A 23981-nucleotide genomic window follows, 5' to 3' on the forward strand; every position below is an offset into this window, starting at 1 on the left:
GTGTCCTTATGAGTAAACGAATCGATGATAAATTAAAGGAACATCTTGTTAAATTAGTAGTAGAGGAAGGTAAGAAACAAACTGACTTATGCAGGGAGATGGATGTACCTCCTAGCTCCTTACGGAGATGGGTCAGTGACTACCGAAAAGCAGCACAAGCAGAGCGGAGCGGCAAGGAGTATATGACGCCGACCGAACAGCTTAAACAACAACGTAAGCTTGAGAAAGAAATACAGGAATTGAAGGAAGAGAATGAAATCCTAAAAAAGGCCATGCACATCTTTTCGAAAAACCCGCAGTGATCTTTCAATTCGTTGAAGATCATCGGAATCAATACCGCGTGAATAAGATGTGCGAAGTCCTTCTAGTATCAACCAGCGGCTATTATAAGTGGCGAGAAAAAAACCAAAGCGACATGCAGAAGAAGAAAGAAGGAGCGTTGAAGTACATCCAACAGATTTTCTTTGAGTACAGAGAAGTTTATGGCAGTCCTCGTATTCATAAGGAACTTGACAAGATTGGCATGGTCTTATCTGAAAAGACCGTAGGTAATTACATGCGTGAGCTTGGTCTATGCGCTACAATGCCTTCGCGCTACACAGTTACGACCAAATCTAATTCTGAGCACTTAATCTATCCAAATCTGTTAAATCGTAATTTTAATACAGACGAACCTAATAAGGTGTGGGTAGTCGATATCACGTATATTTGGACAAGTGAAGGCTGGTTATATTTGGCCACAGTAATGGATCTCTTTTCCCGTAAAATCATTGGATTTAATCTTGACAAGAGCTTATCAAAAGAATTGCCAAGGTTAGCCCTAGTGCGAGCTTTTCTCTTCCGCCAACCAGAAGAGGGACTGGTCCACCATTCGGATCAAGGGTGTCAATACACATCCAATGACTACATCGAACTTCTGAAAGAGAAGAAATGTGAAATTAGTATGAGCCGCAGAGGTGACTGTTTCGACAACGCATGTATCGAATCTTTCCATGCGACTATCAAGAAAGAACTGATTTATCGTCGTAAATTCAAGACTAGAGATGAGGCTGAAAGAACCGTCCTAGACTATATTGTTTCGTTCTACAACGAAAAACGCAGTCATTCTACATTAAATTACACGTCACCTAATCAGTTTGAATTAATGTATCAGGAATCCATTAAGAAAAACGCTCAGAAACCATCCGCAACTATCATGGAAGAACAGTTGGCTTTATAACTGTTCTTCCATGATAGTACAGCAAGCGAAGCGCGGTAGGCATTTCATAATAAAAGCGCTCAAAATAATTTGTCCACTTTCTTGACAGAAGACCAGTTTATGGCGTATGTTGAGCGGTTCACGGTGTAGGTTGAGCGGTTTATGGCGTAGGTTGAGCGGTTCACGGTGTAGGTTGAGCGGTTCACGGTGTAGGTTGAGCGGTTTCCGGCGTATGTTGAGCGGTTTCCGGTGTATGTTGAGCGGTTCACGGTGTAGGTTGAGCGGATTCGGGTGTAGGTTGAAAAAAGGGGATGGACTGCACTCATTATCGCAACGGCAGTTCTGCCGATTTTATACGTAAGTATTATAAAGGTGCATCAATACAAAAAGGAGAGACTCACATAGTATGCAGTTATCTCCTTTTTGTAAATACTATTCTACTTCCCAACAATTAGTTGAATAAGCCGCCCAAAATGCCTTTATTCCGTTCAGATGTAGTGGAAGGGCCGGAACCCCTTTGCGTTTTGGACTTTTCCCCACGCATCGGTGTAGAGCCGAATGAATCGAACTGGTCAGCTAATTTTTCGCGTGCATTTTTATTACGCATCAAATAGGCAGCTCCTAAACCAAGAGCTGTCAACGCCATTCTCTTTTTCATCAGTATCTCCTCCTACTTCGTAATATCTTTCAATTCCCGATTGGCAATAAACTAAACAGCAAAACTGTCATGAATAACGTTATTACACTGAAAAACCGACACCCCCGAGAGGATGCCGGTTTTTCCGTGAGAAAGAATTTTTATGCTGATCCTTTTTTTGAGGTGAGTGGGTCTGCGAGGGATTCAAACTGTTTCATCAGCTTTCCTCTGGCATCTTTATTACGCATCAGATAGGCCGCTCCGATGCCTAATGCCGCTATCGCCATCTTTTTCATAAAAATTCACCTTCCTCACTAAGGATTTTGGATCATTGTTAAGGTGCCCTTAAAATTGCATATTATCCATGAAAATTAAATAACTGACATAGAGATTGTCAACTAACCTCAATGGCATCAGATATATGTCAACCACCTAAAATTGTGAGTTCATTTGTTCTGCTATTAAATCTTTATAGCGGCTACTGCTTATTTAAGAGAACGCGTACTGTCTGCCATATCAGAAAGTTCTTGTGCATTACGGTTAATTTCTTGCACGGTTGAAGAAATTTCTTGAATTGTAGCTGCTTGATTAGTCGTCACTTCATTGATAGCAGTAAAAGCTTCATATAACTCCATAATAGAACGGCTAATATTTTTTGTAACATGATCAATTTGTGAAACGTTTTGTTTTGAGTCAGTAGCTAGTTTACGTACTTCATTTGCTACAACCGAAAAGCCTTTTCCGTGCTCACCGGCTCTTGCCGCCTCAATTGCCGCGTTTAATCCGAGCAGATTCGTTTGATCTGAAATGCCACGAACAATCGTAGAAATTTCACCGATTTCAGTTGCTCCTGCCGTCACTTGAGTAATAAGACCTGAAACATTTTCCACTTGGTCGGCTAGCTTGGAAACAGAGGAAGCGATATCGTCCAGCGAAGCCGCTGTTTCTTCAACGATTGCCGATAAACTTTCTGCAACCATGAATAGATTATTCGATTTTTCAAGGCTTGTTCCGATACCTACGCCACCAATTACTTTGCCTGTGTTGTCATGCAACGGAATGGCTCTAGCGATTAAAGGAAAACCGAAAAGTTCTTTGGGAACCAATGCACTTTTCGGCTTGTTTTGTCGCAGTGCATCAGTGACGATATCACCCGCAACCAAAGGGTCACCTTTTTGAACATTTAACGCAAATGTTTCACCCGGTATATTTAGTAGTAATTTTTCAGTATCATAAATACCAATAGTAATATCGTCTTGAATTAATGTGTTTAAATAAGGTGCGATTTTCATGAAAGCATTCAGGATTTCTTCATTTGTATCTATTTCTGCTGAGCTCAAAACGTTCTCCCCTTTTCATCAGTACGGAAACTGGCGTTGGCCATAGCTTACTGAAATCCATTTCATTGTCGTAAATTCATCTAGACTCCATTGACCATTTAACCGCCCGATTCCTGATTGACCTTCTCCGCCAAACGCTACGATTGGCTCATCATGTATTGTAATATCGTTTATATGAATCATTCCTGTGTGAATATTCTTCGCCATTTCTACACCCGTTTCTACGTTTGCAGTATGAATTGCTCCACTTAGACCAAACCGTGTATCGTTGGCAATATCAATCGCTTCTTGTTTATCTTTAAAAGAGAGTATACAGACGACAGGTCCAAATAATTCTTCTTGGGCGATTGTCATATCTGGTGTTACATTTCCAATAATTGTCGGTGCCATCAAATTGGATTCGACGGATCCCTGTAAAATAATGGACGCGCCTTCTTTAATGCTATTTTCGATCTGTGTGCTTAAATTACTTGCTTGCCGTTCGTTCACGACAGGACCGATGATTGTATCTAATTCTCTTGGATCGCCCACTTTTAATGAAGATACTTTTTGTTTGTATTTTTCAACGAATTCTTCATATACGTCTTCGTGTACTAAAATACGATTTGCAGACATACAGATTTGACCTGAATGTGTAAAACGACTGAACGTTGCAGTTGTGACAGCATAATCGATATCAGCGTCTTCCATCACGATAAATGCACTGTTACCACCCAACTCAAGAACTGGCTTTTTAAAATGTTTCATTGCAACTTGCCCGATATGACTTCCTACTTGTGTAGAGCCAGTGAATGAAATGATACGAGGAATTGGATGTTCAATGAAAGCATCTCCAATTTCGTTTATATCCGTCACAACGACATTTAACAGCCCAGTTGGTACGCCGGCTTCTTCAAAGATTTTTGCGATTAATGTTCCACCCATAACCGGTGTTTCTTCATGAGGCTTAATAACAACGCCGTTACCCGCGCCAAGTGCAGGTGCTACGGATTTCATAGATAAGAAGAATGGGAAATTGAATGGGCTAATAACGCCTACAACACCTACAGGAATACGATATAGTCTGTTTTCTTTATTGTCCTCAATAGAAGGTAAGATTTTTCCTTCCATTCGTAATGGGAACGTTGCTGCTTCTTTAATTATATTTTTAACAAGGCCAATTTCAAATGCCGCTTTCAGTCGGGTAGCGCCTAGTTCATCAATGATCAGCTCTGTAATTTCTTCTTCGTGATCTTCGATATATGTAACAGCATTTTCTAAAATTGCTCTTTTCTTATATGCATTTACTTTTTCCCACTCTTTTTGAGCTTTGAAAGAAGCTTGGTAAGCATGGTCGATGTCTTGTGTAGTTGCCATAGCGAGGGTAGAAAGAACCTCACCATTATAAGGATTAACGTTCGTAAGTTGTTTGCTGCTTTGTCCATCTTTCCAAATACCGTTAATATATTGCTTGCTTAGTGATTGTATCGTTAGCATGACTTTCCTCCTGTGATGAAATTTATTTTTTATATCCATCCTTTTTACTATCGTCAAAAAGCAAATAATCTTTAGCACTAATAAAGTATTATGAAGATATTTATAAAATAGAGTGTGATTGTATTGAAGTTATCATAGATTTATTTATAGCGATTATTAAATAACGAAATGGAACAAGAAATGGTATGTATTCGCTAGCAGAATGGAGAAGGGGGATTTGAATGTTTCGTTCAAGTGAAAAAGGTCGCGAAATGGATGGACCCTTATGTTCGACCGAGAGCGATTAATGGGGGAGATATGAAAAACGTTCATGATCACACCTATAATTTACACATAGAACCGCCTCCTCATACTATATAGAAAAAAGGAGTGCGGTTTTACTATGCGTTGGATTGATATATCCACTGTGAAACATGAATTGAAATTGTATGAAGGTAATAAATTAATTAAAAAATACCCGATTGCAGTTGGGAAGATGGTGACGGCAACCCCGCCTGGGACATATGTCATTATTAATAAACAGCTGAATCCAGGAGGACCTTTTGGAGCTTTTTGGATGGGGTTGTCCAAGCCGCATTACGGGATCCACGGTACGAATAATCCGTCGTCTATTGGAAAAAGTGTGTCTCATGGATGTATCCGTATGCATAATAAGGATGTACTCGAACTTTCATCAATGGTGCTTGTGGGGACGACAGTTAAAATTCATAGATGAGCGTGTTTATAAATGGGCCGGCTGATTAGGATGCAGTCGGCCTTATTTAGCATTCGTAGAATCAAGGTCAATCCATTTACTCGACCAATCCTCAATTTCTTTCATGATTGGAGTCAAAGACATTCCTTTAGCGGTTAACGAGTACTCAATGCGCACGGGTGTTTCTGGGAATACTTCACGAATGACAAACCCTCGTTGTTCCAAATCCTTCAAGCGCTCCGTCAATGTTTTTCCGCTTACACCCAATTTCTCCGTCATCGTGCAAAACCGTTGAGGCCCTGACATAAGTTGATACAAAATTAATGCTGTCCATCGTTGACTCAATATAGAAACGGCTTTTTCGAAACGTGGGCATAGTTCAAAGTTATTCATATAAATTATCCTTTCGCGTGAAAGCATTTGTTATTGACAATTTATATTCTAACATATAAAGTTAGTTACATAAAGTAAGTAACTTACCGGGAGGAATGAATGATGGAATTTCATCAACGACCATACATTTATACAGGAGAAGTTCAGTTGAATGTTACTGATCTTGCAAAATTAACAAGCTTTTACACAGAAATTATTGGATTTAGCATTTTGGAAAGGGAAGCTCAGAAAGTAGTATTGACCGCAGATGGCTACACACCTTTGCTCATATTAGAACAATCCGAAGTTGTTCTGACGAAAGAGCCAAGAAGGACAGGACTTTACCATTTAGCCCTATTGCTTCCGACACGAGCTGATCTTGGAGCAGCAATCAAACATTTTTCAAGGAACCATATCCCATTAGGAGCTTCAGATCATCAAGTAAGTGAAGCGCTTTATTTATCGGATCCGGACGGGAATGGAATTGAAATCTATTGTGATCGTGAATCAGGAACTTGGCATTGGGAGGATAACCTTGTAACCATGAGCACAGACCCACTTGATGCAAGAGCTGTGGTCGAGGAAAGTGGAGATCAGGAATGGAATGGTCTGCCAACAGGTACAGTCATGGGGCATATTCATTTACATGTTGCCGACTTGCAAAAAGCGAAAGGATTTTACGAAGCACTGGGATTTAGTGTGGTTAGCCGTTATCCACAAGCATTATTCATGTCCAATGGAAACTACCATCATCACATCGCTGTTAACACATGGAATGGGAAAAATGCACCTCGCCCTTCTGAAGGCAGTGCCGGGATGAAGGCATTTACGCTCATTTATCCAAATGAAAAAACGTTGCAAAAAGCAGTTGGAAATGTCCAAGAGATAGAGGGAGATGTACAACAAGTGGATGCAAAAGTTATTGTGAAAGATCCATCTGGAAATCGTATCGTCCTAAGAGTGGGGAAATGAACGTTTTCCTTGAGAGACTTTCTTGAATGAACTGCATGGACTTGCTCTATTAATTAGTCAGGAAATAATAGCAATATCCATTTCATTGTTTACATGTGAATGTAATGTCGGTATGTTCCTCTAACGAAAAAATAGAAGGCCCCTCTTATTTCGATTTAATTAATCAAAAAGTATGAAACTATTTTCGACACCACTCGTAAAAAAACGTATACTTGTACTATTAGACAGAAAGTTAAAGGACGTGAGAAGTTGACGAAGAAATTGTGGTTCCAGGTCGGGGTCGGAATCTTACTGGCTATATTAATCATTAAGTATTTCCTGGAAATCAGTTTCCTGTTTGGTCCAGTGGTCATCATCATCAAGACCGTCATTTTACCGCTTGTGCTTGGCGGGGTGCTCTATTACATGACAGAGCCAATACAGCGGTTTTTGGAGAACCGAAAGTTTCCTAGATGGGCGAGCATGATCACCATTATCGTGTCATTAGTACTTGTACTTTGGGGGATTGGTGCAATTATCGGCCCGCATGTAACGAGACAGGTAAATAACTTCGTTGAAAATGCACCCGGACTCACAAAGGATTTCAATGAGATGAAAGATATGCTTTTACAGGAGAAGCGTAATCTTCCGAAAACGTTAGAGAAATCACTTGATGATGCAGCAAACTCCATACAGTCTATCGCTCTAAATTTTGGTAAATGGATTGTCACGTTCATTCAATCTTTATTCCAGGCGGTATTTCTGTTAGTACTCGTTCCGTTCTTCTTCATCTTCATGCTGAAGGATCATGAGAAGTTCGCGCCGATTATTTACAATCGGTTCACGGGGCAGCGCAGGGAATGGGTGAAGAAGACATTGGGTGACATCGACCATGTTTTGCGCTCATATATACAAGGCCAGTTTCTTATCAGTGCAATTTTGGCTACGCTTATCTTCATCGGTTATTGGATATTCGGCGTGAATTATGCGTTGCTGTTGGCACTTTTTGCTTTATTCATGAACCTGATTCCGTTCATCGGACCATGGATTGCTGTCGTACCAGCTCTTATCATTGCCTATACACAAGATCCTAAGCTCGTCATAGCTGTCGGAATCGTCACGTTGGTCGCGCAGCAGATTGACAGTAACATTATTACACCGAATGTTATGGGGAAAACGCTTGATATCCATCCGCTGACGGTCATTACGATTATCTTAGCTGCGGGTAACATTGCCGGATTCCTCGGAATCATTGTTGCCATTCCGTTCTATGCGGTATTGAAAGTGATCGTACTCAATATTTATGAACAGCGCAGGAAAATCAAAAATGCCGCTACGAAAGATGTAAAAGAATAAATGAAAAATGGTAAAGCCTCCACGTTTGTGGGGGCTTTTACACTTCATACTGCGAAATACAATTCTCTATGTAATTCACAACCGGGATTAAAGTTCGCTCTACACTTGGGACATTCAGATTTACACACTAAATAGTCATCAACTGTCAGTTCGTGCCCGCAAGCCCCGCAAAGTATCGCCTTCTCTTGGAAATTCTCTTTAGGCCAAACTGCAGGATTGCCGCACCCTGCTTCTTCGTGACACTCGAAACACGGGAAGTATTCTCCGCAACAGTAAAATTTAATCGCAATAATGTCGAGCGTTGAATGATAGTGTCGACAACGCGTTTCATTGTCAATAACGCTGCCTTTTACTTCATGACCTTTACAATTCAATGATTCTCACTCCTGTTTGCATAATTCACGTCATTTCGGACAGCCTATTTGGAAAAGGGTTGTTGATATGTTGACTGAATTTCCGATTATCCATACAAATATTTGGGATGCCGTTTGGGCAATTCCTGTCTTGTTGGTTATTGTCCTCGTCGCACATTGGGTTTTCAAAGTGCCGGAGAGCTGGTTATCTACCGTTGCAACTGTGTTTGCGTTAGTACTATCTATTTTCATTAGCCATCGAGGCAATTTATCGGCAGGCATCTTCATGGGCTTTTTTTACAGTGGTGCGACAATCGGTACTGTGTATTCGTTGAAACAGTCCTATTTGGCTCTCAGGAATAAAGAATAATTACTTTAGCGGACAGAACCCGCATTGCATGAGCCCTGGTACATCTTTTGAAAGGCAGCAAGTCGTCCGCACAGTCGTGTTCAGCAAATTGGATGGCTCGCGACCGTTCAAGTACGTTGCAAATAAAGAACGAGGGGCAATGTCGGTCCATGTGTGAGCATCTAACAAAATGTCCAGATCCGCACGTGCTTCCTGAGATGTCCCAGGATTTCCGAGAAGTACATGATAGTGCCAGAGCAGGAAACCGAAGACATTCTCCCATAATGTCAATGGAGAAATCGAAGAGACTGTCCGCAGCTGGCGAATAATCGCGTCCACCTGCAACAGAATTTTTCGGATAACGACTTCATGTTCATCCTCATCAAAGGATTGCCAATCGCTTTCCTTCGCGTAAATGCTAACTGTCCGATTTCCATATTCTTCAGTTGCGCCAAAGTACAGGGCGTTCGCATTCCCGTCCCACACTTCGTCATAAGCGGCTAGGTTGTACAGTTGCATCGACACGAACATGCCAATTCGCCGCATGAAAAATGAGGCGGTCACTGTCGAATTCGGGCATCCGCTTACAGCTTGCACAGCATTCAAGCAATCCGCTGTCTTTTCGTCCATCAATAAGTCTTCGAGTGTAAATAGCGGATAGGCAGCTGGCGTCAGATAGGTACTATAACTATTCAGTTGTCTGATTTGTTCACTCGTTAAGTTTGTCATGCTTCTAGTATAAATAGATTTACGCTCGTCAACAAGTTGAGCGAGCGCTCAGTCTGCGATATACTGAAAAGAAAATCAAGGAAGTGTCCAATTATGACGAACCGTCTTGAACTTGAAGCGTTCCTAGGTTTGATCGAACCTGGAACAGATCTTATTCTTCCGCTAGGAAACGGCGAACCACATCGGTTGCTTGATATGCTTGAGGAGAACTATACAAGTCTACAAAATGTGAAAGTGCATCAAATGTTGGCGATGCGCGAGAGGAAGTACATTAATGGGGAAATGAAAGGACATCTTTCCCACATATCCTACTTTCTAAGTGGTGCGACAAGGAAGGCATATTGGGACGGACATGTGGAATTGATTCCGAATGCATTTCAGGAAGTGTCCACGCTATTGAAAAAAACGACGAGTAAACCGATTGTTATGGCCGTTGCATCTCCTATGGATGAACACGGTTATTTTTCGCTCGGTACACAGGCAGATTACGTGGCAGATTTTATCGGTGAAGTGCCATTTGTACTTGAAGTGAATAAATATATGCCGCGTACATTTGGTGAGAACGTTATACATGTGAGTCAAATTGCTGGTTACGTGGAAAACGATATACCGTTAATTGTAGAGAAATCTCCTATCATCACGGAGAAGGATCGTAAAATCGCAGAATTCATCACCGATGATATACGAGATGGCGATACATTACAGATAGGCATTGGTGCGATTCCAAATGCGGTTATGAGCCAGTTGAAGGATCGGCGACATTTGGGTATCCATACGGAAATGCTGACGGACGGAATCGTGGACCTCGTCAATGCAGGGGCCGTGGACGGCATGCACAAGTCGACACGCAAAGGTAAGATTATCGCGACGTTTGCCTTTGGAACACAGCGACTGTACGATTTCCTCGATAATAACCCGTCTGTCGAATTTTTACCTGTCCGGCTCGTTAACAGTGCATTTGAAATTGCGAAGGAAGAGCGGATGGTGTCAATTAATGCAACGACAGAAGTCGACTTGTATGGACAATGTGCTTCCGAAACAGTAGGCGGACGCTATTATTCTTCCAGCGGGGGACAAGCGGACTTTGCGAGAGGAGTTCGATTATCGAAGTATGGAAAAGGCTATGTATGCATGCATTCGACAGTAAAAAATGACACGATTTCGCGCATTAATTTGCATTTGAGCCCTGGCTCGATTGTAACGACTTCAAAGAACGAAGTGGATAATATAGTGACAGAGTATGGAATCGCACGCTTGCATGGCAAACCAATTTCAGAACGGGCAAAAGCATTGATTGGCATTGCACATCCGAATTTCAGGGCACAATTAACGAATGAAGCAAAAGCATTTGGCTTGATTGATTAAAGGAGAGGGCTGGAAACAGCTCTTTTTCTTTTGGAGCAAAACGATTGTAATTATATACCCCCGGTAGTATATTAGATAAAAGAATACTAGGAGGGGTATGAATGTATTTTAAATCTTTTACAGATAGCAATCTAGCGCAGAACGCTTATTTGATAGGGTGTCAACGTACTGGGGAAGCGGTGGTTATCGATGCACCTCGTGAATTTGATCATATTTTACAAGCGGCTAAAGATGAAGGATTGCGTGTCACTGCTGCAACCGATACCCATATCCATGCAGACTATGTTTCAGGTGCACGTCAATTGGCCGTTCAGCATGGTGTGAAATTATATTTGTCGGATGAAGGCGATGAGAACTGGAAGTACAGTTATACGGATGGAATTGACGTTGAGTTGCTAAAAGAAGGATCAACGTTCTCAATCGGTAATATTGATTTCAAAGTATGGCATACGCCGGGGCACACGCCAGAGAGCGTTTCATTCCTATTGACGGATCGGGGAAGCGGTGCAACTAGTCCGATGGGAATCTTTACGGGAGACTTTGTTTTCGTTGGGGATGTCGGCCGACCAGATTTGCTGGAAAAAGCGGCAGGTATTAGTGGTACTGCAGACAGCGGTGCTCGGGATATGTACAGGTCTATCCAACGATTCAAGGAGTTGCCGGATCATCTCGTCGTTTGGCCGGGGCACGGGGCAGGTTCTGCTTGCGGAAAATCGCTAGGATCAGTTCCAATCTCGACGGTTGGTTATGAAAAGAATTTCAACTGGGCATTTCAGATTGATGATGAAGAAAAGTTTGTCGAAGAATTGTTGAAAGACCAACCGGAAGCACCGGCTTATTTTGCCGAAATGAAGAGATTGAACAGAGTTGGACCGACAATTTTACAAGGTGAAAAAGTGGATACTCTTACATCAGCATCCGAGCTGGAAGCCCTTGCTTCAGAAGAACATGTTCTTGTTTTGGACACTAGACCCGCAGCTGTTGCTGGAACAGATCTTATGACAGGATCCATCAATATTCCGTTTAATAAGTCATTTGCGAATTGGGCAGGCTGGCTTGTAAGGTATGATGAAAAACTTGTCGTAATTGTTGAAAATAGTAATCAGGATGCCTTACGGAAAGCGTTGCAATCGATAGGGTTTGACAATATACTTGCGTTTGCAGACCCCTCTTTGCTTGAAGGGGTGGGGAAAGAGAAATATGACACACTATCAGTGGAAGCTTTCCTTGAAGAGATGAAAGATGAAGATACTTTTGTTCTAGATGTTCGTAATGATGAAGAATGGAATCGTGGACATTTGGATAGTGCGCATCATAAATTCCTAGGCAAATTACGTACAACAGAGTTACCGGAAGACAAGAAGCTACTTGTTCATTGCCAGAGCGGTGTTCGTTCAGCAATCGCGTCTAGTGTTTTGAAAGCACGTGGCTTCCAAACCGTTAAACAAATGTCGGGCGGATATAATGCTTATACAGCTACCCGTTCATAAAAAAGGAGTGTACGACTATGGAATGGATTGTTATCCTCGCAATCGTTGCGTTTTTCGCATGGCGCATGATGCCGCCAAAAGGAGTAAAAACGATAACGACGAGCGATTTGAAAGCTATGTTAAAGGATCAGAAGAAGCAGTTTATCGATGTTCGTACTCCAGCAGAATATAAAGGGAATCATATTCGGGAGTTTAAGAACTACCCGCTCGGAGGCTTGAAATCCAATCTTGGTGCATTGGATAAGACAAAAGAAACTGTCGTTATTTGTCAAAGCGGTATGCGCAGTATGCAAGCTGCTAAGATTTTACGTAAAGCGGGTTTTTCGAACGTCATGAACGTCAAAGGTGGCATGCTTGATTGGCGTTAATAGTTTTAAGTATGAGGCATTCTTCCAATGGAGGGATGTCTTTTTTTGTCGATTTTGGTGTGGAAGATGGATTGTGGAAGGTCAAGGGCAAAACCGAGATTGAATGGTCAAAGGCATTTGGCGCGACAGGGGGGAGATGGGAGATTTGGCTAGTCCCGCGTATTGAATGTGGTTTCCATTGTTAGGTGAATGCCGCTCGAACCGCTCAACATCGGTGAAAAACCGCTCAACCTGTCGCTCAAACCGCTCAACATCGGTCAAAATCCGCTCAACCTGTCGTCGAAACCGCTCAACCTGTCGCTCAAACCGCTCAACATCGGTCAAACACCGCTCAACCCACCGCCCAAACCGCTCAACATCGGTGAAAAACCGCTCAACCTGTCGCTCAAACTGCTCAACATCGGTGAAATCCGCTCAACCTGTCGCTCAAACCGCTCAACATCGGTCAAAATCCGCTCAACCTGCCGCTCGAACCGCTCAACATCGGTCAAGAACCGCTCAACCCACCGCCAAAACCGCTTAACATCGTCGAAACTCATCCACCATTCTCGTCAATAAATCCGCGAATTCCCCAAAATCCAACCCGTTCTGCCCAACCATATCCATAGGCATATACATATTATTGATATGAAGAGGTGGTGAACGTTGAAAAAAGAGAGAGCGACAGTTGAGCATGATCCGTTTGCGGTGGAACAGCGGGAGTGGAGGCAACGGCAGTCGAAAGAGCGGTATAAACAGCTGTTGACGATCGCTTCACCTATCTTCCTGTTGGTGTTATGGGAAGTGATGTCGAGGACGGGTATGATTGATATTCGGTTTTTCCCGCCGCCATCCGCTATTATGGGCAGTTTCTATAAGATGATTTCAAGTGGAGCTATGGCTGATCATATCGGTATTTCATTGTACAGGATTTTTGCTGGATTTCTTGCGGGCGTCATACCGGGTGTAATTGTTGGATTGCTGATGGGACTTTATTCTCCAATCCGTCATTTTGTTCAACCAATTGTTATGGCGCTCATGCCGATTCCCACATTGGCATTGCTGCCGATCATCATTATCCTATTTGGAATCGGTGATTTATCGAAAGTCGTGACGATTGCCGGAAGTGTGTTCTTCCCTGTCGTCATTAACACCGCAGCGGGTGTGCTCAATATCGATCGAATCTATTTGGACGTTGCAAATAATTATGGAGCTGGAAAGGTGCAATTCTTTTTCAAGATTGCGTTACCCGGGGCTCTCCCGGTCATGTTGGAAGGAATTCAAATGGGGCAGGCAATTGCCTTGTTGACAATTGTTGCCGCAGAAATGATGGGCGCGACTTCGGGAATTGGGTATTTGATATGGACGTCATACAAGGCATTCCTGTTGAAGGATATGTATGTCGGACTTATCATGATTTCATTTTTCGGCTATCTATTCTCCTTGTTGCTTCGCGGTTTACAGAAAAAATTGTTACCTTGGAGGTAATTGGATGAGTAAGGAAGCGAAAATTGAAATCAGACAGTTGACGAAAGCATTTTATAAAAAACAATCTAGTGTCACGGCGCTCGACGATATTTCCCTTTCAATCGCCGACGGGGAGTTTGTCTGCATCGTCGGTCCGAGCGGCTGTGGCAAGACGACATTGCTACGCATATTGGCAGGATTGGAACAGCCAAGTGTGGGCGAATTCGAAATTCATTCAGATCAGGAGGGACGCCCTCTCCAGTCAATGGTTTTTCAGGAGAGGGGCATCATCCCCTGGCTAACGGTGAAGGAAAACGTCGCATTTGGATTGAAAATGCGAAAAATGCCGAAATCGATTATCCGGGAACGCACGGAGTATTACTTAAAAAAGACAGGGCTTGACCGCTTTTCTCATTTGTATCCAAAAGAATTATCTGGTGGGATGAAGCAACGGGTAAGTATCGCAAGGGCTTTTGCCAATGATCCCGAAATCTTATTAATGGATGAGCCGTTCGCAGCTTTGGATGAACAGAATAAATTCATCTTACAGGAAGAGTTGCTGTCCATCTGGGCAGAAACGAAAAAGACTGTGATTTTCATTACCCATAGTATTGATGAAGCTTTATTGTTAGGAGACCGAATTTTACTCATGAGTGCGCAACCGGGCAAAATCATCGAACAGATCCATATTAAAACGCCTCGTCCGCGGACAATCGAGGATATTCGGAAAGACCCGGTCATGGCGGCGCAATTTGTCGACATTTGGAATCATTTACAAGATGAAGTACAGCGTTCGAGGAAAGAAATTGATCGAAAAGGGGAGAAAACGTGAAGAAACGTTTCCTATTTGGATGGATGATGTTATTGGCGGCCGTCCTTTTGCTTGCGGGGGCATGTTCGAAAAATGAGCCGGCTAAAGAACCGGTCACCGAATCGAAACCGAGTGAACCCGTTGTTGAAGTCGCGGCACCGTCAGGAGATTTAGCACCACTAGAAAAACGAGTGAAAATCCTTATTGCGGAAGATGGAGCCGCTTCAGGGGCAGGTTTCTATATTGCAAAAGAAAAAGGCTATTTCGAGGATTATAATATCGAAGTCGATTTCGCAGATTTCGCGAACAGCGATGATATGCTACCGGCACTCGCAGCCGGAGAAGTCGATATTGCAGGTGGTGTTTCGACCGCATCATTCTTTAATGCAATCGCACAAGGGATTGATGTACGGATCATCGCGGATAAGGGGCATAATATGCCGGGCGAGTCCTATTTCTCCTTTGTCATTGGCAACCACATGGTCGATGAGATAAAAGATTACTCCGATTTCAAGGGTAAGAAGATTGGGGTTTCGTCCCGCAATTCAATTGATGGCTATATTTACGAGGAAATGTTGAAACATGCCGGATTGACGGAAGAAGATGTTGAATATGTCCATATGGCTGATTTCGGATCAATGCTCGGGGCGATAGATGCTGGAACGATTGATGCGGCGCTTAATATCGAGCCGTTAATTGCGCAAGGAATTGCAAATGGTTTCCATGTGCGATTCGGGGATACGACGGATTATGCACCTGAATCACAAATCGCCATGGTGCTTGCCTCACCGAAATTTATGGGGGAAGATGAAATCTCCTTACGCTTCATGGCAGCCTATTTAAAAGGTGTCCGGGATTACAATGATGCATTTTTCAAAGATCAAGGCACAGATGAAATCATCGATATTATGGTGATGCACACTGCATTGAAAGATCATGAACTATGGGAGCGCGTTTTCGTAACGGGTCTAGATCCAAATGGAAAGATGTTCATAGAGGACATTAAGAAACAATACGATATGTACAAAGCGAACGGAGCGATTTTAGGGGATATCGATTTCGATAAAGCGGTTGATCCGTCGCTCGTAGAAGAAGCAATTGAAGTGATTGGCGTATATGAGTGAACGTAGAAAAACCGTTGTGTGATTTCACACAACGGGTATTTTTTTCTTCGCGACAGCAGTTTGGTAACTATGCATGCCTATCCCACTCAGGAAGACGACTATACCTAGTGCAAGGAGAGGCGATATGCTAAAAGAGTGCCATTCAACAACCATCGCGAATAGAAGCGCTGTCGATTGGCTCCTCTCGCATCACCCGGCTTGGCCAAGGTTTATCGGTTTATCGACATGAAAATAAAGAAGGAAGCTCCTCTACAATTAGCTACCTCTTGAAACTATTTTCAATCTGTTTAACTTAAGGTTTACAGCAAAAATAGCGTTAAAATAATCACTATCCAAAACATTAATACAGAAAAGACCGCTACCTTACGCGCGTTCTTCGTAAAGCTTGACCGCTTCAATCATCACTTCTGTCGCTTTTACCATATTGTCGACGGAAATATATTCATACTTACCGTGGTAGTTTTCTCCACCTGTGAAAATATTTGGCGTCGGCATGCCCATATACGACAGTTGAGAACCATCTGTACCACCGCGTACAGGTACGATATTCGGTTCAATATCGAGTTTACCGAATGCATCCGAAATGATGTCGACAATTTCCATGACAGGTTCAATCTTCTCCCCCATATTGAAGTATTGGTCACTAATCTCCACCTCAATTGCATGGTCGCCGTACGTTTTTTTCAAGCGTTCGACAGTATCTAACATCAACTGCTTACGTGCTTCAAATGTTTCGCGGTCGAAATAGCGGATAATATAGCTCAGCTCCGTCTTTTCGACAACACCGCTTATATCCATCAAGTGGACGAAACCTTCGTAGCCATCTGTCAATTGCGGAATGTCATTGGCTGGCATCGCCGCCTGGAATTCGTTGGCAATCAGGATTGAGTTCACCATCTTGTCCTTTGCAGAACCTGGATGTACATTCGTACCATGACAAGTGACCTTCGCACCCGCTGCATTAAAACTCTCATACTGGAGCTCTCCGAGTGGACCGCCATCCATCGTATACGCATATTTTGCACCGAACGCTTCGACGTCAAATTTATGCGGACCACGGCCGATTTCTTCGTCAGGCGTGAACCCAATACGAAGTTTGCCATGCTTGATGTCAGGGTTCTCAATCAGGTATTCCATCGCTGTCATAATTTCTGCGATTCCTGCTTTATTATCCGCGCCAAGTAAAGTCGTGCCGTCCGTCGTCAACAATGTATGACCGACATAATTTTTTAATTCAGGAAAAATAGACACCGGCATGACAGTATCGGCGTTCAATTGGACATCGTTGCCGTCATAATTGTCAATGCGCTGTGGATTGACGTTTTTACCTGTATAGTCCGTTGCTGTATCAACATGCGCCAAAAAACCGATGACGGGAACGTCTTTGTCCGTCGTAGCCGGTAAAGAAGCGAACAGATAGCCATTTTCGTCCAGTGTAATCTCTTCCATGCCGATTTCAGCCAGTTCCTTCTCGAGCATATGAAGCAGATCCCATTGTCCAGGTGTGGATGGTGTAGTGGTGCTGTCCGCATCCGATTGTGTATCAATTTTTGCATAGCGTGTCAGCCGTTCGATCAACTTCTCTTTCAATTCAAACCCCTCCTGTTAATCAATTGCGTGTATCTTCTATTATCTTATCAGATTGCTTCGCTTCACGGAATATTTAACGACACGACTTCCAATGCTTGCGGCAATCAAGACTTGGGCCGCATAGTACGTCACCATGACGAATGCATCGCGGTACGGAAGTTCGAAAACAAAACGATCAATTGCCAACACTGAATCGGAAAACATAAATAGAAGCGCACCTACAATCGCCAACTTCAATCGTGTCTTAATCGCCATCCAGCCCATTACTAGGATGACCGTGATATAGGCGAGAATGGCAATTCCCAATACTGTCTGTCCTTCTGCTAATTGCGGACCTGCGACGAAAATTGCAATGCCTGTCCCGTAGAGCAATAGTAAAGTCGCGGCCCAAATCGGAACCGGTTTTCGGCTGGCATGTCTAAAGGCGGCTATATAAAACAGATGGCCGATGAAAAAGGTGACGAGTCCTGCCATGAACCAATAGATGACACCATCTGCAATCATGCAGACAAATAGTCCGCCGAGCAAAATTCTTTTGTAAGTTGTCGAAACGAGTGGCGGTGTCATAGCGGCATATAGAAGGATCAGTAGCATTGGAATCAGTTTCATAGTAATTTTAATGCCTATTGGTTCTGCCGGTATGAAAAAGATGTAAATGGATCCGATGATGACGATGGCCGCCAATATGAAATTTCTCAAGATATGTACAACCCCTTTCCTTACTAGTCCATTTCGGGAAAGAAGTTGGAAATCCCTGCTAATTAAGTGTTGTCAATAATTTATTCGTGCGTAAGACATCGATGAACACTTCGAGTGCTTTTGTTTGAAATGGTGTACTTGTCACAATGGAGAACTTTCTCAGATACGGTAAACCTATGACAGGCAACACTTTCAAATCACCGCTTTTCAGCTCTTTCTTCAACGACCAGTGGGACAGTAGACTGATGCCCAGTCCTGCTTCTACTGACTCTTTAATGGGTTGCGTGCTGCTGAAATTCATAAGGGCAGTAGGAAAAACCCCGTGCTTCGCAAATAAATTATCCATTGCTGCCCGCGTTCCAGAACCAAGCTCCCGCACAATCCATGTCTCTTGCTCCAGGTCTTTTAAATCGACAGCTTCCATCTCGTTTGCAAGCGGATGCGTGCTAGCACACACAATGACCATGGCGTCTTCCGCAAAGTCTTCGACAATCAGCTTTGCATCATGGAATGTCCCTTCAACGACGCCGATATCTAACTGATGACTGGCGACAAGTTCCGCCACAGTTTTGGTGTTACCAATCGTCACTGTCGGCTGGATATCCGGATAAGTCTGTTTCATATTGGCAATAATGCGCGGGAGGACATATTCTCCGAATGTATAACTTGCGCCTATCGACAGCGGACCACTGGCTTTATGCGCCAAGTCGTCTACCAAATTCTGCATTTTCGTATATAAGGCCAATATTTCCTTTGCGTGATGATAGATGATTTCACCCGCCTGATTAAGCCGGACATATTTATTTGTCCGTTCTAGCAATCTTGAACCGATTTGCTCTTCAAGCTGGCGGATATATTGGCTCACTGCAGGCTGTGTCATATGGTGTTCTTCTGCTGCACGTGAGAAGCTTTGCTTTTCTGCGACTGTAACAAAGATCTCGAGCTTGATATCGATAGAGAATTCCTCCTTTTATCTCATATATACTATTACTAATCGTACCTATTATTATAATTTATTTTACTTATAGCATCCACGGGTTTATTCTAAAAACAGGAGGTGTTCGGAATGGCTCCAAGTTCTACAGGTAAAAAAGATGGCAATCAGACCGGCTTATGGCTGGCAGGAATTGCATTTACATTTTTCATTGCATTATTAGGGTTTTTATTGGCAAAAGTGCCGGGCTTCAATCATATAGGCCAACTGGCGAGCGCTATTATCATTGCTGTCGTATTCAGGCAGGTTTTTGGATATCCGGAACTGCTACGTGCCGGAATCGTTTTTTCATCTAAGAAACTGCTTCGGCTCGCGATTATTTTGTACGGATTGAAGCTGAATATCGATGTCGTTTTCCGTGATGGTCTAGGATTATTGGCAAGAGATGCGGTCATTATCGCATTTGCGATTGGCGCGATGGTCTTGCTTGCCAAATGGATGAAAGCGGACAAGAATATTTCCTTGTTGCTCGGTGTCGGAACAGGGGTATGCGGTGCGGCTGCAATCGCTGCGATTGCGCCAATCGTCAAGGCAAAGGACGAAGATACTGCGATTGGTGTCGGAATTATTGCGATGATGGGTACGGTCTTTGCTATCGGTTATACGATTATTGGCCCGCTATTGCCGCTTATCCCTACGGAGTACGGTATCTGGTCAGGTATGAGTTTACATGAACTTGCACATGTCGCCATAGCGGCGGCACCAGCTGGTGATGACGCGTTAGCTATTGCGCTGCTTGCAAAACTCGGACGTGTTTTTCTACTCATTCCTCTATGCTTTATTTTCATCTATTTTATGAAGCGCAAAAGCAAAGGGCAGGATGATGAACAGAGTAAGATTGAATTCCCGTGGTTCTTGCTTGGGTTCATCGCACTCAGCCTCTTCGGTAGTTATGTATTGGGCCGGTCAATACCGGTAGCTGACGGCGTCATGGAAGGCATCAGCACAGTGACAACATGGCTGTTGACCGCTGCGATGGTAGGCCTCGGTCTGAATGTCAGTTTAAAGGATTTGCGCGAGCGTGCGATGAAACCACTAATCGCGATGACAATTGTCTCGGTTTGTGTATCCGTACTTGCGTATTTCATCATCTGAAAGCATGAAAAAAGGGTTCTCCAGTTTGATGGAGAACCCTTTTTTCCATATGAATTAGGAAACGGAATAATTCTTGTGTGCAACGACAGTCATGTTGGATGCGACTCCAATTAAGTCTGCGTCTTCTTCAGAAATCTTGACGATCACCGAGTTCTCGAGAATCTTATGAATTGTCCCATTCACTTCATGATCATTGCGGACAAATGAAATCTCTTCATCGATATGACGAGCTGCGACAAAATCAGAAACGTCTTTCTCCTTACGTGGAAAAGCCAATCGAATCCCTCCTATTGTCATTATTCATCATCGGTTCCTAAAGTAAAAATGCTTAGGCATGTCCTAAGCGAATAGAAAACAAAATGAAACAACTAGTCGAATACGATAAATACCAAGTTGTCTGTTACTAGTATACCATAATTTGTCGAACTTCGCAGAATCCTGATACCAAACAAAATGAATTTGTTTGACAGTATACCGACAGGGGTATATGATGAGGGTGATAGTAAAGTGAAAGGAGCTGTTCGAATTGCATTACGATGATAAAATCGTCAACAGACTAAAGCGAATCGAAGGTCAGATAAAAGGTGTTTTACGAATGATCGAAGAAGGCGAGAATTGCAAAGACGTCGTTACACAATTATCCGCATCCCGTTCAGCAATTGACAGAACGATTGGCGTTATTGTCAGCTCAAATATCATTTCCTGTATACAAAATGCAGATGAAAATAATCCGATGACAGAAGAAGACATTGTGAAAGAAGCTGTAGACTTATTAGTTAAGAGTCGATAAAAAATGATTGACTCTTTTCTTTTTACATGCTAATATACCCCACGGGGTATGGTAATTATGGATGGTTAGCAGAAAGGGAGATCGAATTGACCGAAACAAAAAGAACGACAATTGTTTTATTTAGTGGAGAGTATGATAAGGCTATGGCGGCCTACATCATTGCGAATGGAGCAGTGGCGTATGATCATGAAGTGACGATTTTCCATACGTTTTGGGGATTGAATGCGCTTCGTAAAGAGGAGCCAGTATCCGTTAAAAAAGGATTCCTCGAAAAGATGTTTGGAAAAATGATGCCGCGTGGCGCAGATAAGATGGGCACTTCAAAAATGAACTTTGCTGGCTTAGGCCATAAAATGATCAAACACGTTGTTGATAAGCATAATGCAATGACATTGCCGCAATTAATTGATTTAGCGAAAGAACAAGATATTAAAATGGTAGCTTGTACAATGACGATGGATTTATTAGGTCTTCAGCAAGAAGAACTAATTGATGACATTGAATACGCAGGTGTGGCTGCATACTTAGCTGATGCAGAAGAAGGTAATGTGAATTTGTTTATTTAAATGATGTTGCAATCGGTTTACATGTCCTTCGGGATTAGGTACTTCGTACAGCGGTATTAGGTTACTGACACAATAGGAGGTTTTTAAAATGAAAGAAATAACATCGAATGAAGTAGCAGTGAAGTTGGCTGAAAAGGAGAACTTGCATATTATTGACGTTCGTGAAGCAGATGAGGTCGCTCAAGGTAAAATTCCGGGCTCTTTAAACATTCCACTTGGGTTATTGGAATTCCGTATGCATGAGTTGGATAAATCAGTGGAATACACAATCGTTTGCCATTCGGGTGGGCGAAGTGGGATGGCGATACAAATGCTTGAAAGTCATGGATATAAAGTAGTAAACATGACAGGTGGCATGCTTGCTTGGGAAGGTGCAATTGAGTAATTTTTTTTATGAATTAATATACCCCCACGGGCATAGAGGAGTGCTGAAATGATACAAACAGATATGATGGTGGATGCGAAAGGGTTAGCGTGTCCAATGCCAATCGTTAAAACGAGAAAAGCGATGAAGGAATTGGCGCCAGGCTGTGTAATGGAAATCCAAGCGACGGATAAAGGCTCAACAGCTGACTTGAAAGCCTGGGCTGGGAGTTCCGGTCACCAATACTTGGGAACGACTGAAGAGGATGGGGTGCTTACCCATTATTTAAGAAAGTCGAATTCCGATGAAACAGAGGAAACAGTCTATCCTCACGTTGCTTCCAATGCAGAACTAAACGACTTGCTTGCAAATCGCACTGAAATTGTCTTGTTGGACGTTCGTGAAGAAGCAGAATACGCTTTCGGCCATATTCCAGGTGCGATCTCGATGCCAATAGGAAAGATTGATACAGAATTGTCGATTAATAAAGAGGCGTTACTATATGTAATTTGTCGATCAGGTAGCAGAAGCGGTATGGCATCTCAAATGCTTACTGAAGCAGGATTTGTCAATGTGAAAAACGTGGTTCCGGGCATGAGTGGTTGGACCGGTCCTTTAGACAAGTCAATACAATAACGAACCAAACTTTACACGGTAGGAGGAAATAAGGATGACGGTTACAGCAATCAGTGCAGGAGATATCGCTAAAAAAGTTATTTCTAAACAATCCTTTTTTATTTTGGATGTTCGGAATGAAGACGCTTTTGAAGATTGGAAAGTTGAAGGAGAAAATATTCAATACTTGAACATTCCTTATTTCGATTTATTAGATGGAGTGGAAGAGGTTCTTGATCAAATTCCAACTGACAAAGACGTAGTCGTAATTTGTGCAAAGGAAGGGTCCTCCATATTTGTTGCTGAAATGCTTGCTGAAGAGGGACGTAATGTACACTATTTAAAAGGTGGCATGAAAGCGTGGAGTGAACATTTAGAACCCGTTAAAATGGGTGATTTAAAAAATGGGGGAGCCATTTATCAATTCGTTCGTATCGGAAAAGGTTGCCTCTCCTATATGATCGTTTCTGACGGGGAAGCGGCGCTTATCGATGCAACACGAATGACAGATGTATTTATCGACTATGCAAATGAACTAGGCGTCACAATTACAAATGTCCTTGATACACATTTACATGCGGATCATATATCTGGCGGTCGTAAAATTGCTGAAGCTGTAAATGGAACGTATTGGCTTCCACCGAAAGACGCAACTGAAGTGGTCTTCGAGTATGAGCCACTAGAGGATGGTCGTACAATTACGGTTGGAAATACTAAAATTGATATTCAAGCATTATATTCACCAGGACATACTATCGGATCGACGTCCTTTATTGTCGATGAAGCGTATTTACTATCGGGCGATATTTTATTCATCGACTCGATTGGACGCCCGGATCTTGCGGGTCTTGCGGAAGATTGGGTTGGAGATCTTCGGGAAACATTATATAGCCGTTATCGGGAACTAACGGAGGATTTAATTGTTCTCCCAGCGCACTTTATGATTATTGAAGAATTAAATGAAGACGGAAGCGTTGCGGAAAAGTTAGGCACATTATTCGCGAAGAATCACGGTTTAAATATTGAGGATGAAGCAGAATTCCGCGAGATGGTAACGGGTAACCTGCCACCACAGCCAAATGCTTATCAAGAAATCAGACGCACAAATATGGGGCAGATTGTCCCGGATGATGACACACAACGAGAGATGGAAATTGGGCCAAACCGTTGTGCAGTAAGATAAAACATATATTTTAAAAGGAGAGAGTT

Annotated in this window: 30 protein-coding genes; 19 read left to right on the plus strand and 11 right to left on the minus strand. The window is 42.8% G+C overall.

Translation table 11 applies throughout. The features are described 5' to 3' along the window. Nucleotides 1-8: 8 nt before the first annotated feature. Together QWT69_RS01010 and QWT69_RS01015 are read left to right on the plus strand one after the other, a co-directional pair. Complete coding sequence (locus QWT69_RS01010; RefSeq protein ID WP_317967950.1) at nucleotides 9-302, plus strand: transposase; 294 nt, start codon at nucleotides 9-11, stop codon at nucleotides 300-302. After that, nucleotides 299-1219, plus strand: a complete 921-nt coding sequence (locus QWT69_RS01015; protein ID WP_317967982.1) for an IS3 family transposase — start codon at nucleotides 299-301, stop codon at nucleotides 1217-1219. Before QWT69_RS01010 ends, QWT69_RS01015 begins: the two co-directional genes overlap by 4 nt. Nucleotides 1220-1649: 430 nt before the next feature. Here QWT69_RS01015 and QWT69_RS01020 read toward each other — a convergent pair whose 3' ends face one another. From QWT69_RS01020 to QWT69_RS01035, 4 genes are all read right to left on the minus strand, one after another. Continuing rightward, nucleotides 1650-1856, minus strand: coding sequence for a hypothetical protein (locus QWT69_RS01020; RefSeq protein ID WP_317968121.1), 207 nt, complete (start codon nucleotides 1854-1856; stop codon nucleotides 1650-1652). Between the two features lie 140 nt (nucleotides 1857-1996). Beyond that, complete coding sequence (locus tag QWT69_RS01025; protein WP_317968123.1) at nucleotides 1997-2131, minus strand: hypothetical protein; 135 nt, start codon at nucleotides 2129-2131, stop codon at nucleotides 1997-1999. A 189-nt stretch (nucleotides 2132-2320) separates the two neighbouring features. Then, nucleotides 2321-3127, minus strand: a complete 807-nt coding sequence (locus tag QWT69_RS01030; RefSeq protein WP_317970837.1) for a methyl-accepting chemotaxis protein — start codon at nucleotides 3125-3127, stop codon at nucleotides 2321-2323. Nucleotides 3128-3193: 66 nt separating this feature from the next. Continuing rightward, nucleotides 3194-4651, minus strand: coding sequence for an aldehyde dehydrogenase family protein (locus QWT69_RS01035; RefSeq protein ID WP_317968124.1), 1458 nt, complete (start codon nucleotides 4649-4651; stop codon nucleotides 3194-3196). A gap of 382 nt (nucleotides 4652-5033) precedes the next feature. On the opposite strand from QWT69_RS01035, the gene QWT69_RS01040 reads away from it, so the two are divergent. After that, nucleotides 5034-5366 carry a L,D-transpeptidase gene (locus QWT69_RS01040; RefSeq protein WP_317968125.1) on the plus strand — a complete coding sequence of 111 codons (333 nt, stop codon included), beginning with the start codon at nucleotides 5034-5036 and terminating at the stop codon, nucleotides 5364-5366. Nucleotides 5367-5408: 42 nt separating this feature from the next. Here QWT69_RS01040 and QWT69_RS01045 read toward each other — a convergent pair whose 3' ends face one another. Further along, nucleotides 5409-5738, minus strand: coding sequence for a winged helix-turn-helix transcriptional regulator (locus QWT69_RS01045; RefSeq protein WP_317968126.1), 330 nt, complete (start codon nucleotides 5736-5738; stop codon nucleotides 5409-5411). A 102-nt stretch (nucleotides 5739-5840) separates the two neighbouring features. On the opposite strand from QWT69_RS01045, the gene QWT69_RS01050 reads away from it, so the two are divergent. Both QWT69_RS01050 and QWT69_RS01055 read left to right on the plus strand, forming a co-directional pair. Beyond that, complete coding sequence (locus QWT69_RS01050) at nucleotides 5841-6689, plus strand: VOC family protein (RefSeq protein WP_431312333.1); 849 nt, start codon at nucleotides 5841-5843, stop codon at nucleotides 6687-6689. 249 nt (nucleotides 6690-6938) lie between these two features. Then, nucleotides 6939-8024 carry an AI-2E family transporter gene (locus tag QWT69_RS01055; RefSeq protein ID WP_317968130.1) on the plus strand — a complete coding sequence of 362 codons (1086 nt, stop codon included), beginning with the start codon at nucleotides 6939-6941 and terminating at the stop codon, nucleotides 8022-8024. 44 nt (nucleotides 8025-8068) lie between these two features. Here QWT69_RS01055 and QWT69_RS01060 read toward each other — a convergent pair whose 3' ends face one another. Continuing rightward, entirely contained in the window at nucleotides 8069-8398 is a 330-nt protein-coding gene (locus tag QWT69_RS01060; protein WP_317968132.1) for a CHY zinc finger protein, read from the minus strand. A 67-nt stretch (nucleotides 8399-8465) separates the two neighbouring features. Between QWT69_RS01060 and QWT69_RS01065 the strand changes: the two genes are divergently transcribed. Beyond that, nucleotides 8466-8747 (plus strand): hypothetical protein, encoded by a 282-nt coding sequence (locus QWT69_RS01065; protein ID WP_317968134.1) that lies wholly within the window; start codon nucleotides 8466-8468, stop codon nucleotides 8745-8747. Here QWT69_RS01065 and QWT69_RS01070 read toward each other — a convergent pair whose 3' ends face one another. Continuing rightward, nucleotides 8748-9455 carry a hypothetical protein gene (locus tag QWT69_RS01070; RefSeq protein WP_317968136.1) on the minus strand — a complete coding sequence of 236 codons (708 nt, stop codon included), beginning with the start codon at nucleotides 9453-9455 and terminating at the stop codon, nucleotides 8748-8750. A gap of 93 nt (nucleotides 9456-9548) precedes the next feature. Between QWT69_RS01070 and QWT69_RS01075 the strand changes: the two genes are divergently transcribed. The 7 genes from QWT69_RS01075 (at nucleotide 9549) to QWT69_RS01105 (ending at nucleotide 16059) form a co-directional block, all read left to right on the plus strand. Next, nucleotides 9549-10820 (plus strand): acetyl-CoA hydrolase/transferase family protein, encoded by a 1272-nt coding sequence (locus QWT69_RS01075; RefSeq protein WP_317968138.1) that lies wholly within the window; start codon nucleotides 9549-9551, stop codon nucleotides 10818-10820. A 101-nt stretch (nucleotides 10821-10921) separates the two neighbouring features. Continuing rightward, nucleotides 10922-12310 carry an MBL fold metallo-hydrolase gene (locus QWT69_RS01080; RefSeq protein ID WP_317968140.1) on the plus strand — a complete coding sequence of 463 codons (1389 nt, stop codon included), beginning with the start codon at nucleotides 10922-10924 and terminating at the stop codon, nucleotides 12308-12310. 17 nt (nucleotides 12311-12327) lie between these two features. Further along, complete coding sequence (locus tag QWT69_RS01085; RefSeq protein WP_317968142.1) at nucleotides 12328-12678, plus strand: rhodanese-like domain-containing protein; 351 nt, start codon at nucleotides 12328-12330, stop codon at nucleotides 12676-12678. A gap of 189 nt (nucleotides 12679-12867) precedes the next feature. Next, nucleotides 12868-13236, plus strand: coding sequence for a hypothetical protein (locus QWT69_RS01090; RefSeq protein WP_317968144.1), 369 nt, complete (start codon nucleotides 12868-12870; stop codon nucleotides 13234-13236). A gap of 87 nt (nucleotides 13237-13323) precedes the next feature. Then, the gene (locus QWT69_RS01095; RefSeq protein WP_317968146.1) at nucleotides 13324-14145 is read left to right on the plus strand and encodes an ABC transporter permease; all 822 of its coding nucleotides are present in this window, start codon (nucleotides 13324-13326) and stop codon (nucleotides 14143-14145) included. A gap of 4 nt (nucleotides 14146-14149) precedes the next feature. Continuing rightward, the gene (locus QWT69_RS01100) at nucleotides 14150-14956 is read left to right on the plus strand and encodes an ABC transporter ATP-binding protein (RefSeq protein WP_317968148.1); all 807 of its coding nucleotides are present in this window, start codon (nucleotides 14150-14152) and stop codon (nucleotides 14954-14956) included. A gap of 23 nt (nucleotides 14957-14979) precedes the next feature. Then, nucleotides 14980-16059 (plus strand): ABC transporter substrate-binding protein, encoded by a 1080-nt coding sequence (locus QWT69_RS01105; protein WP_317970839.1) that lies wholly within the window; start codon nucleotides 14980-14982, stop codon nucleotides 16057-16059. A 363-nt stretch (nucleotides 16060-16422) separates the two neighbouring features. Here the strand turns inward: QWT69_RS01105 and pepT are convergent, their stop codons facing one another. Genes pepT through QWT69_RS01120 form a run of 3 tightly spaced genes read right to left on the minus strand, consistent with a single transcriptional unit; the run spans nucleotide 16423 to nucleotide 19303 of the window. Next, nucleotides 16423-17649 carry a peptidase T gene (pepT, locus tag QWT69_RS01110; protein WP_317968150.1) on the minus strand — a complete coding sequence of 409 codons (1227 nt, stop codon included), beginning with the start codon at nucleotides 17647-17649 and terminating at the stop codon, nucleotides 16423-16425. Between the two features lie 39 nt (nucleotides 17650-17688). Next, nucleotides 17689-18348 (minus strand): lysoplasmalogenase, encoded by a 660-nt coding sequence (locus tag QWT69_RS01115; RefSeq protein ID WP_317968152.1) that lies wholly within the window; start codon nucleotides 18346-18348, stop codon nucleotides 17689-17691. 58 nt (nucleotides 18349-18406) lie between these two features. Beyond that, nucleotides 18407-19303, minus strand: a complete 897-nt coding sequence (locus QWT69_RS01120; protein ID WP_317970841.1) for a LysR family transcriptional regulator — start codon at nucleotides 19301-19303, stop codon at nucleotides 18407-18409. A gap of 111 nt (nucleotides 19304-19414) precedes the next feature. On the opposite strand from QWT69_RS01120, the gene QWT69_RS01125 reads away from it, so the two are divergent. Further along, nucleotides 19415-20437 carry a YeiH family protein gene (locus QWT69_RS01125; protein WP_317968154.1) on the plus strand — a complete coding sequence of 341 codons (1023 nt, stop codon included), beginning with the start codon at nucleotides 19415-19417 and terminating at the stop codon, nucleotides 20435-20437. Nucleotides 20438-20491: 54 nt separating this feature from the next. On the opposite strand, the gene QWT69_RS01130 is transcribed toward QWT69_RS01125, so the two are convergent. Further along, on the minus strand, nucleotides 20492-20713 hold the full coding sequence (locus QWT69_RS01130; RefSeq protein ID WP_317968156.1) for a DUF2187 family protein: 222 nt from the start codon (nucleotides 20711-20713) through the stop codon (nucleotides 20492-20494). A gap of 250 nt (nucleotides 20714-20963) precedes the next feature. On the opposite strand from QWT69_RS01130, the gene QWT69_RS01135 reads away from it, so the two are divergent. From QWT69_RS01135 to QWT69_RS01155, 5 genes are all read left to right on the plus strand, one after another. After that, nucleotides 20964-21227: a metal-sensitive transcriptional regulator gene (locus tag QWT69_RS01135; protein ID WP_317968158.1), complete on the plus strand. Its 264-nt coding sequence runs from the start codon at nucleotides 20964-20966 to the stop codon at nucleotides 21225-21227. Nucleotides 21228-21313: 86 nt separating this feature from the next. Then, entirely contained in the window at nucleotides 21314-21793 is a 480-nt protein-coding gene (locus QWT69_RS01140) for a DsrE/DsrF/DrsH-like family protein (protein ID WP_317968160.1), read from the plus strand. An 88-nt stretch (nucleotides 21794-21881) separates the two neighbouring features. Beyond that, nucleotides 21882-22178 carry a rhodanese-like domain-containing protein gene (locus QWT69_RS01145; RefSeq protein ID WP_317968162.1) on the plus strand — a complete coding sequence of 99 codons (297 nt, stop codon included), beginning with the start codon at nucleotides 21882-21884 and terminating at the stop codon, nucleotides 22176-22178. 48 nt (nucleotides 22179-22226) lie between these two features. Further along, nucleotides 22227-22793, plus strand: a complete 567-nt coding sequence (locus QWT69_RS01150) for a sulfurtransferase TusA family protein (protein ID WP_317968164.1) — start codon at nucleotides 22227-22229, stop codon at nucleotides 22791-22793. A gap of 34 nt (nucleotides 22794-22827) precedes the next feature. After that, nucleotides 22828-23955 carry an MBL fold metallo-hydrolase gene (locus QWT69_RS01155; protein WP_317968166.1) on the plus strand — a complete coding sequence of 376 codons (1128 nt, stop codon included), beginning with the start codon at nucleotides 22828-22830 and terminating at the stop codon, nucleotides 23953-23955. Nucleotides 23956-23981 lie beyond the last annotated feature (26 nt).

Origin of the sequence: Sporosarcina oncorhynchi, from assembly GCF_033304615.1 — a bacterium.
GTDB lineage: Bacteria > Bacillota > Bacilli > Bacillales_A > Planococcaceae > Sporosarcina > Sporosarcina oncorhynchi.

Excerpts from the sequence above, each read along its gene's own strand:
- QWT69_RS01010 (WP_317967950.1), top strand. The coding sequence starts at position 9 with ATGAGTAAACGAATCGATGATAAATTAAAGGAACATCTTGTTAAATTA.
- QWT69_RS01020 (WP_317968121.1), bottom strand. The coding sequence starts at position 1,856 with ATGAAAAAGAGAATGGCGTTGACAGCTCTTGGTTTAGGAGCTGCCTAT.
- QWT69_RS01025 (WP_317968123.1), bottom strand. The coding sequence starts at position 2,131 with ATGAAAAAGATGGCGATAGCGGCATTAGGCATCGGAGCGGCCTATCTG.
- QWT69_RS01030 (WP_317970837.1), bottom strand. The coding sequence starts at position 3,127 with ATGAAAATCGCACCTTATTTAAACACATTAATTCAAGACGATATTACT.
- QWT69_RS01035 (WP_317968124.1), bottom strand. The coding sequence starts at position 4,651 with ATGCTAACGATACAATCACTAAGCAAGCAATATATTAACGGTATTTGG.
- QWT69_RS01040 (WP_317968125.1), top strand. The coding sequence starts at position 5,034 with ATGCGTTGGATTGATATATCCACTGTGAAACATGAATTGAAATTGTAT.
- QWT69_RS01045 (WP_317968126.1), bottom strand. The coding sequence starts at position 5,738 with ATGAATAACTTTGAACTATGCCCACGTTTCGAAAAAGCCGTTTCTATA.
- QWT69_RS01050 (WP_431312333.1), top strand. The coding sequence starts at position 5,841 with ATGGAATTTCATCAACGACCATACATTTATACAGGAGAAGTTCAGTTG.
- QWT69_RS01065 (WP_317968134.1), top strand. The coding sequence starts at position 8,466 with ATGTTGACTGAATTTCCGATTATCCATACAAATATTTGGGATGCCGTT.
- QWT69_RS01070 (WP_317968136.1), bottom strand. The coding sequence starts at position 9,455 with ATGACAAACTTAACGAGTGAACAAATCAGACAACTGAATAGTTATAGT.
- QWT69_RS01075 (WP_317968138.1), top strand. The coding sequence starts at position 9,549 with ATGACGAACCGTCTTGAACTTGAAGCGTTCCTAGGTTTGATCGAACCT.
- QWT69_RS01080 (WP_317968140.1), top strand. The coding sequence starts at position 10,922 with ATGTATTTTAAATCTTTTACAGATAGCAATCTAGCGCAGAACGCTTAT.
- QWT69_RS01085 (WP_317968142.1), top strand. The coding sequence starts at position 12,328 with ATGGAATGGATTGTTATCCTCGCAATCGTTGCGTTTTTCGCATGGCGC.
- QWT69_RS01090 (WP_317968144.1), top strand. The coding sequence starts at position 12,868 with ATGCCGCTCGAACCGCTCAACATCGGTGAAAAACCGCTCAACCTGTCG.
- QWT69_RS01100 (WP_317968148.1), top strand. The coding sequence starts at position 14,150 with ATGAGTAAGGAAGCGAAAATTGAAATCAGACAGTTGACGAAAGCATTT.
- QWT69_RS01105 (WP_317970839.1), top strand. The coding sequence starts at position 14,980 with ATGATGTTATTGGCGGCCGTCCTTTTGCTTGCGGGGGCATGTTCGAAA.
- QWT69_RS01125 (WP_317968154.1), top strand. The coding sequence starts at position 19,415 with ATGGCTCCAAGTTCTACAGGTAAAAAAGATGGCAATCAGACCGGCTTA.
- QWT69_RS01145 (WP_317968162.1), top strand. The coding sequence starts at position 21,882 with ATGAAAGAAATAACATCGAATGAAGTAGCAGTGAAGTTGGCTGAAAAG.
- QWT69_RS01150 (WP_317968164.1), top strand. The coding sequence starts at position 22,227 with ATGATACAAACAGATATGATGGTGGATGCGAAAGGGTTAGCGTGTCCA.
- QWT69_RS01155 (WP_317968166.1), top strand. The coding sequence starts at position 22,828 with ATGACGGTTACAGCAATCAGTGCAGGAGATATCGCTAAAAAAGTTATT.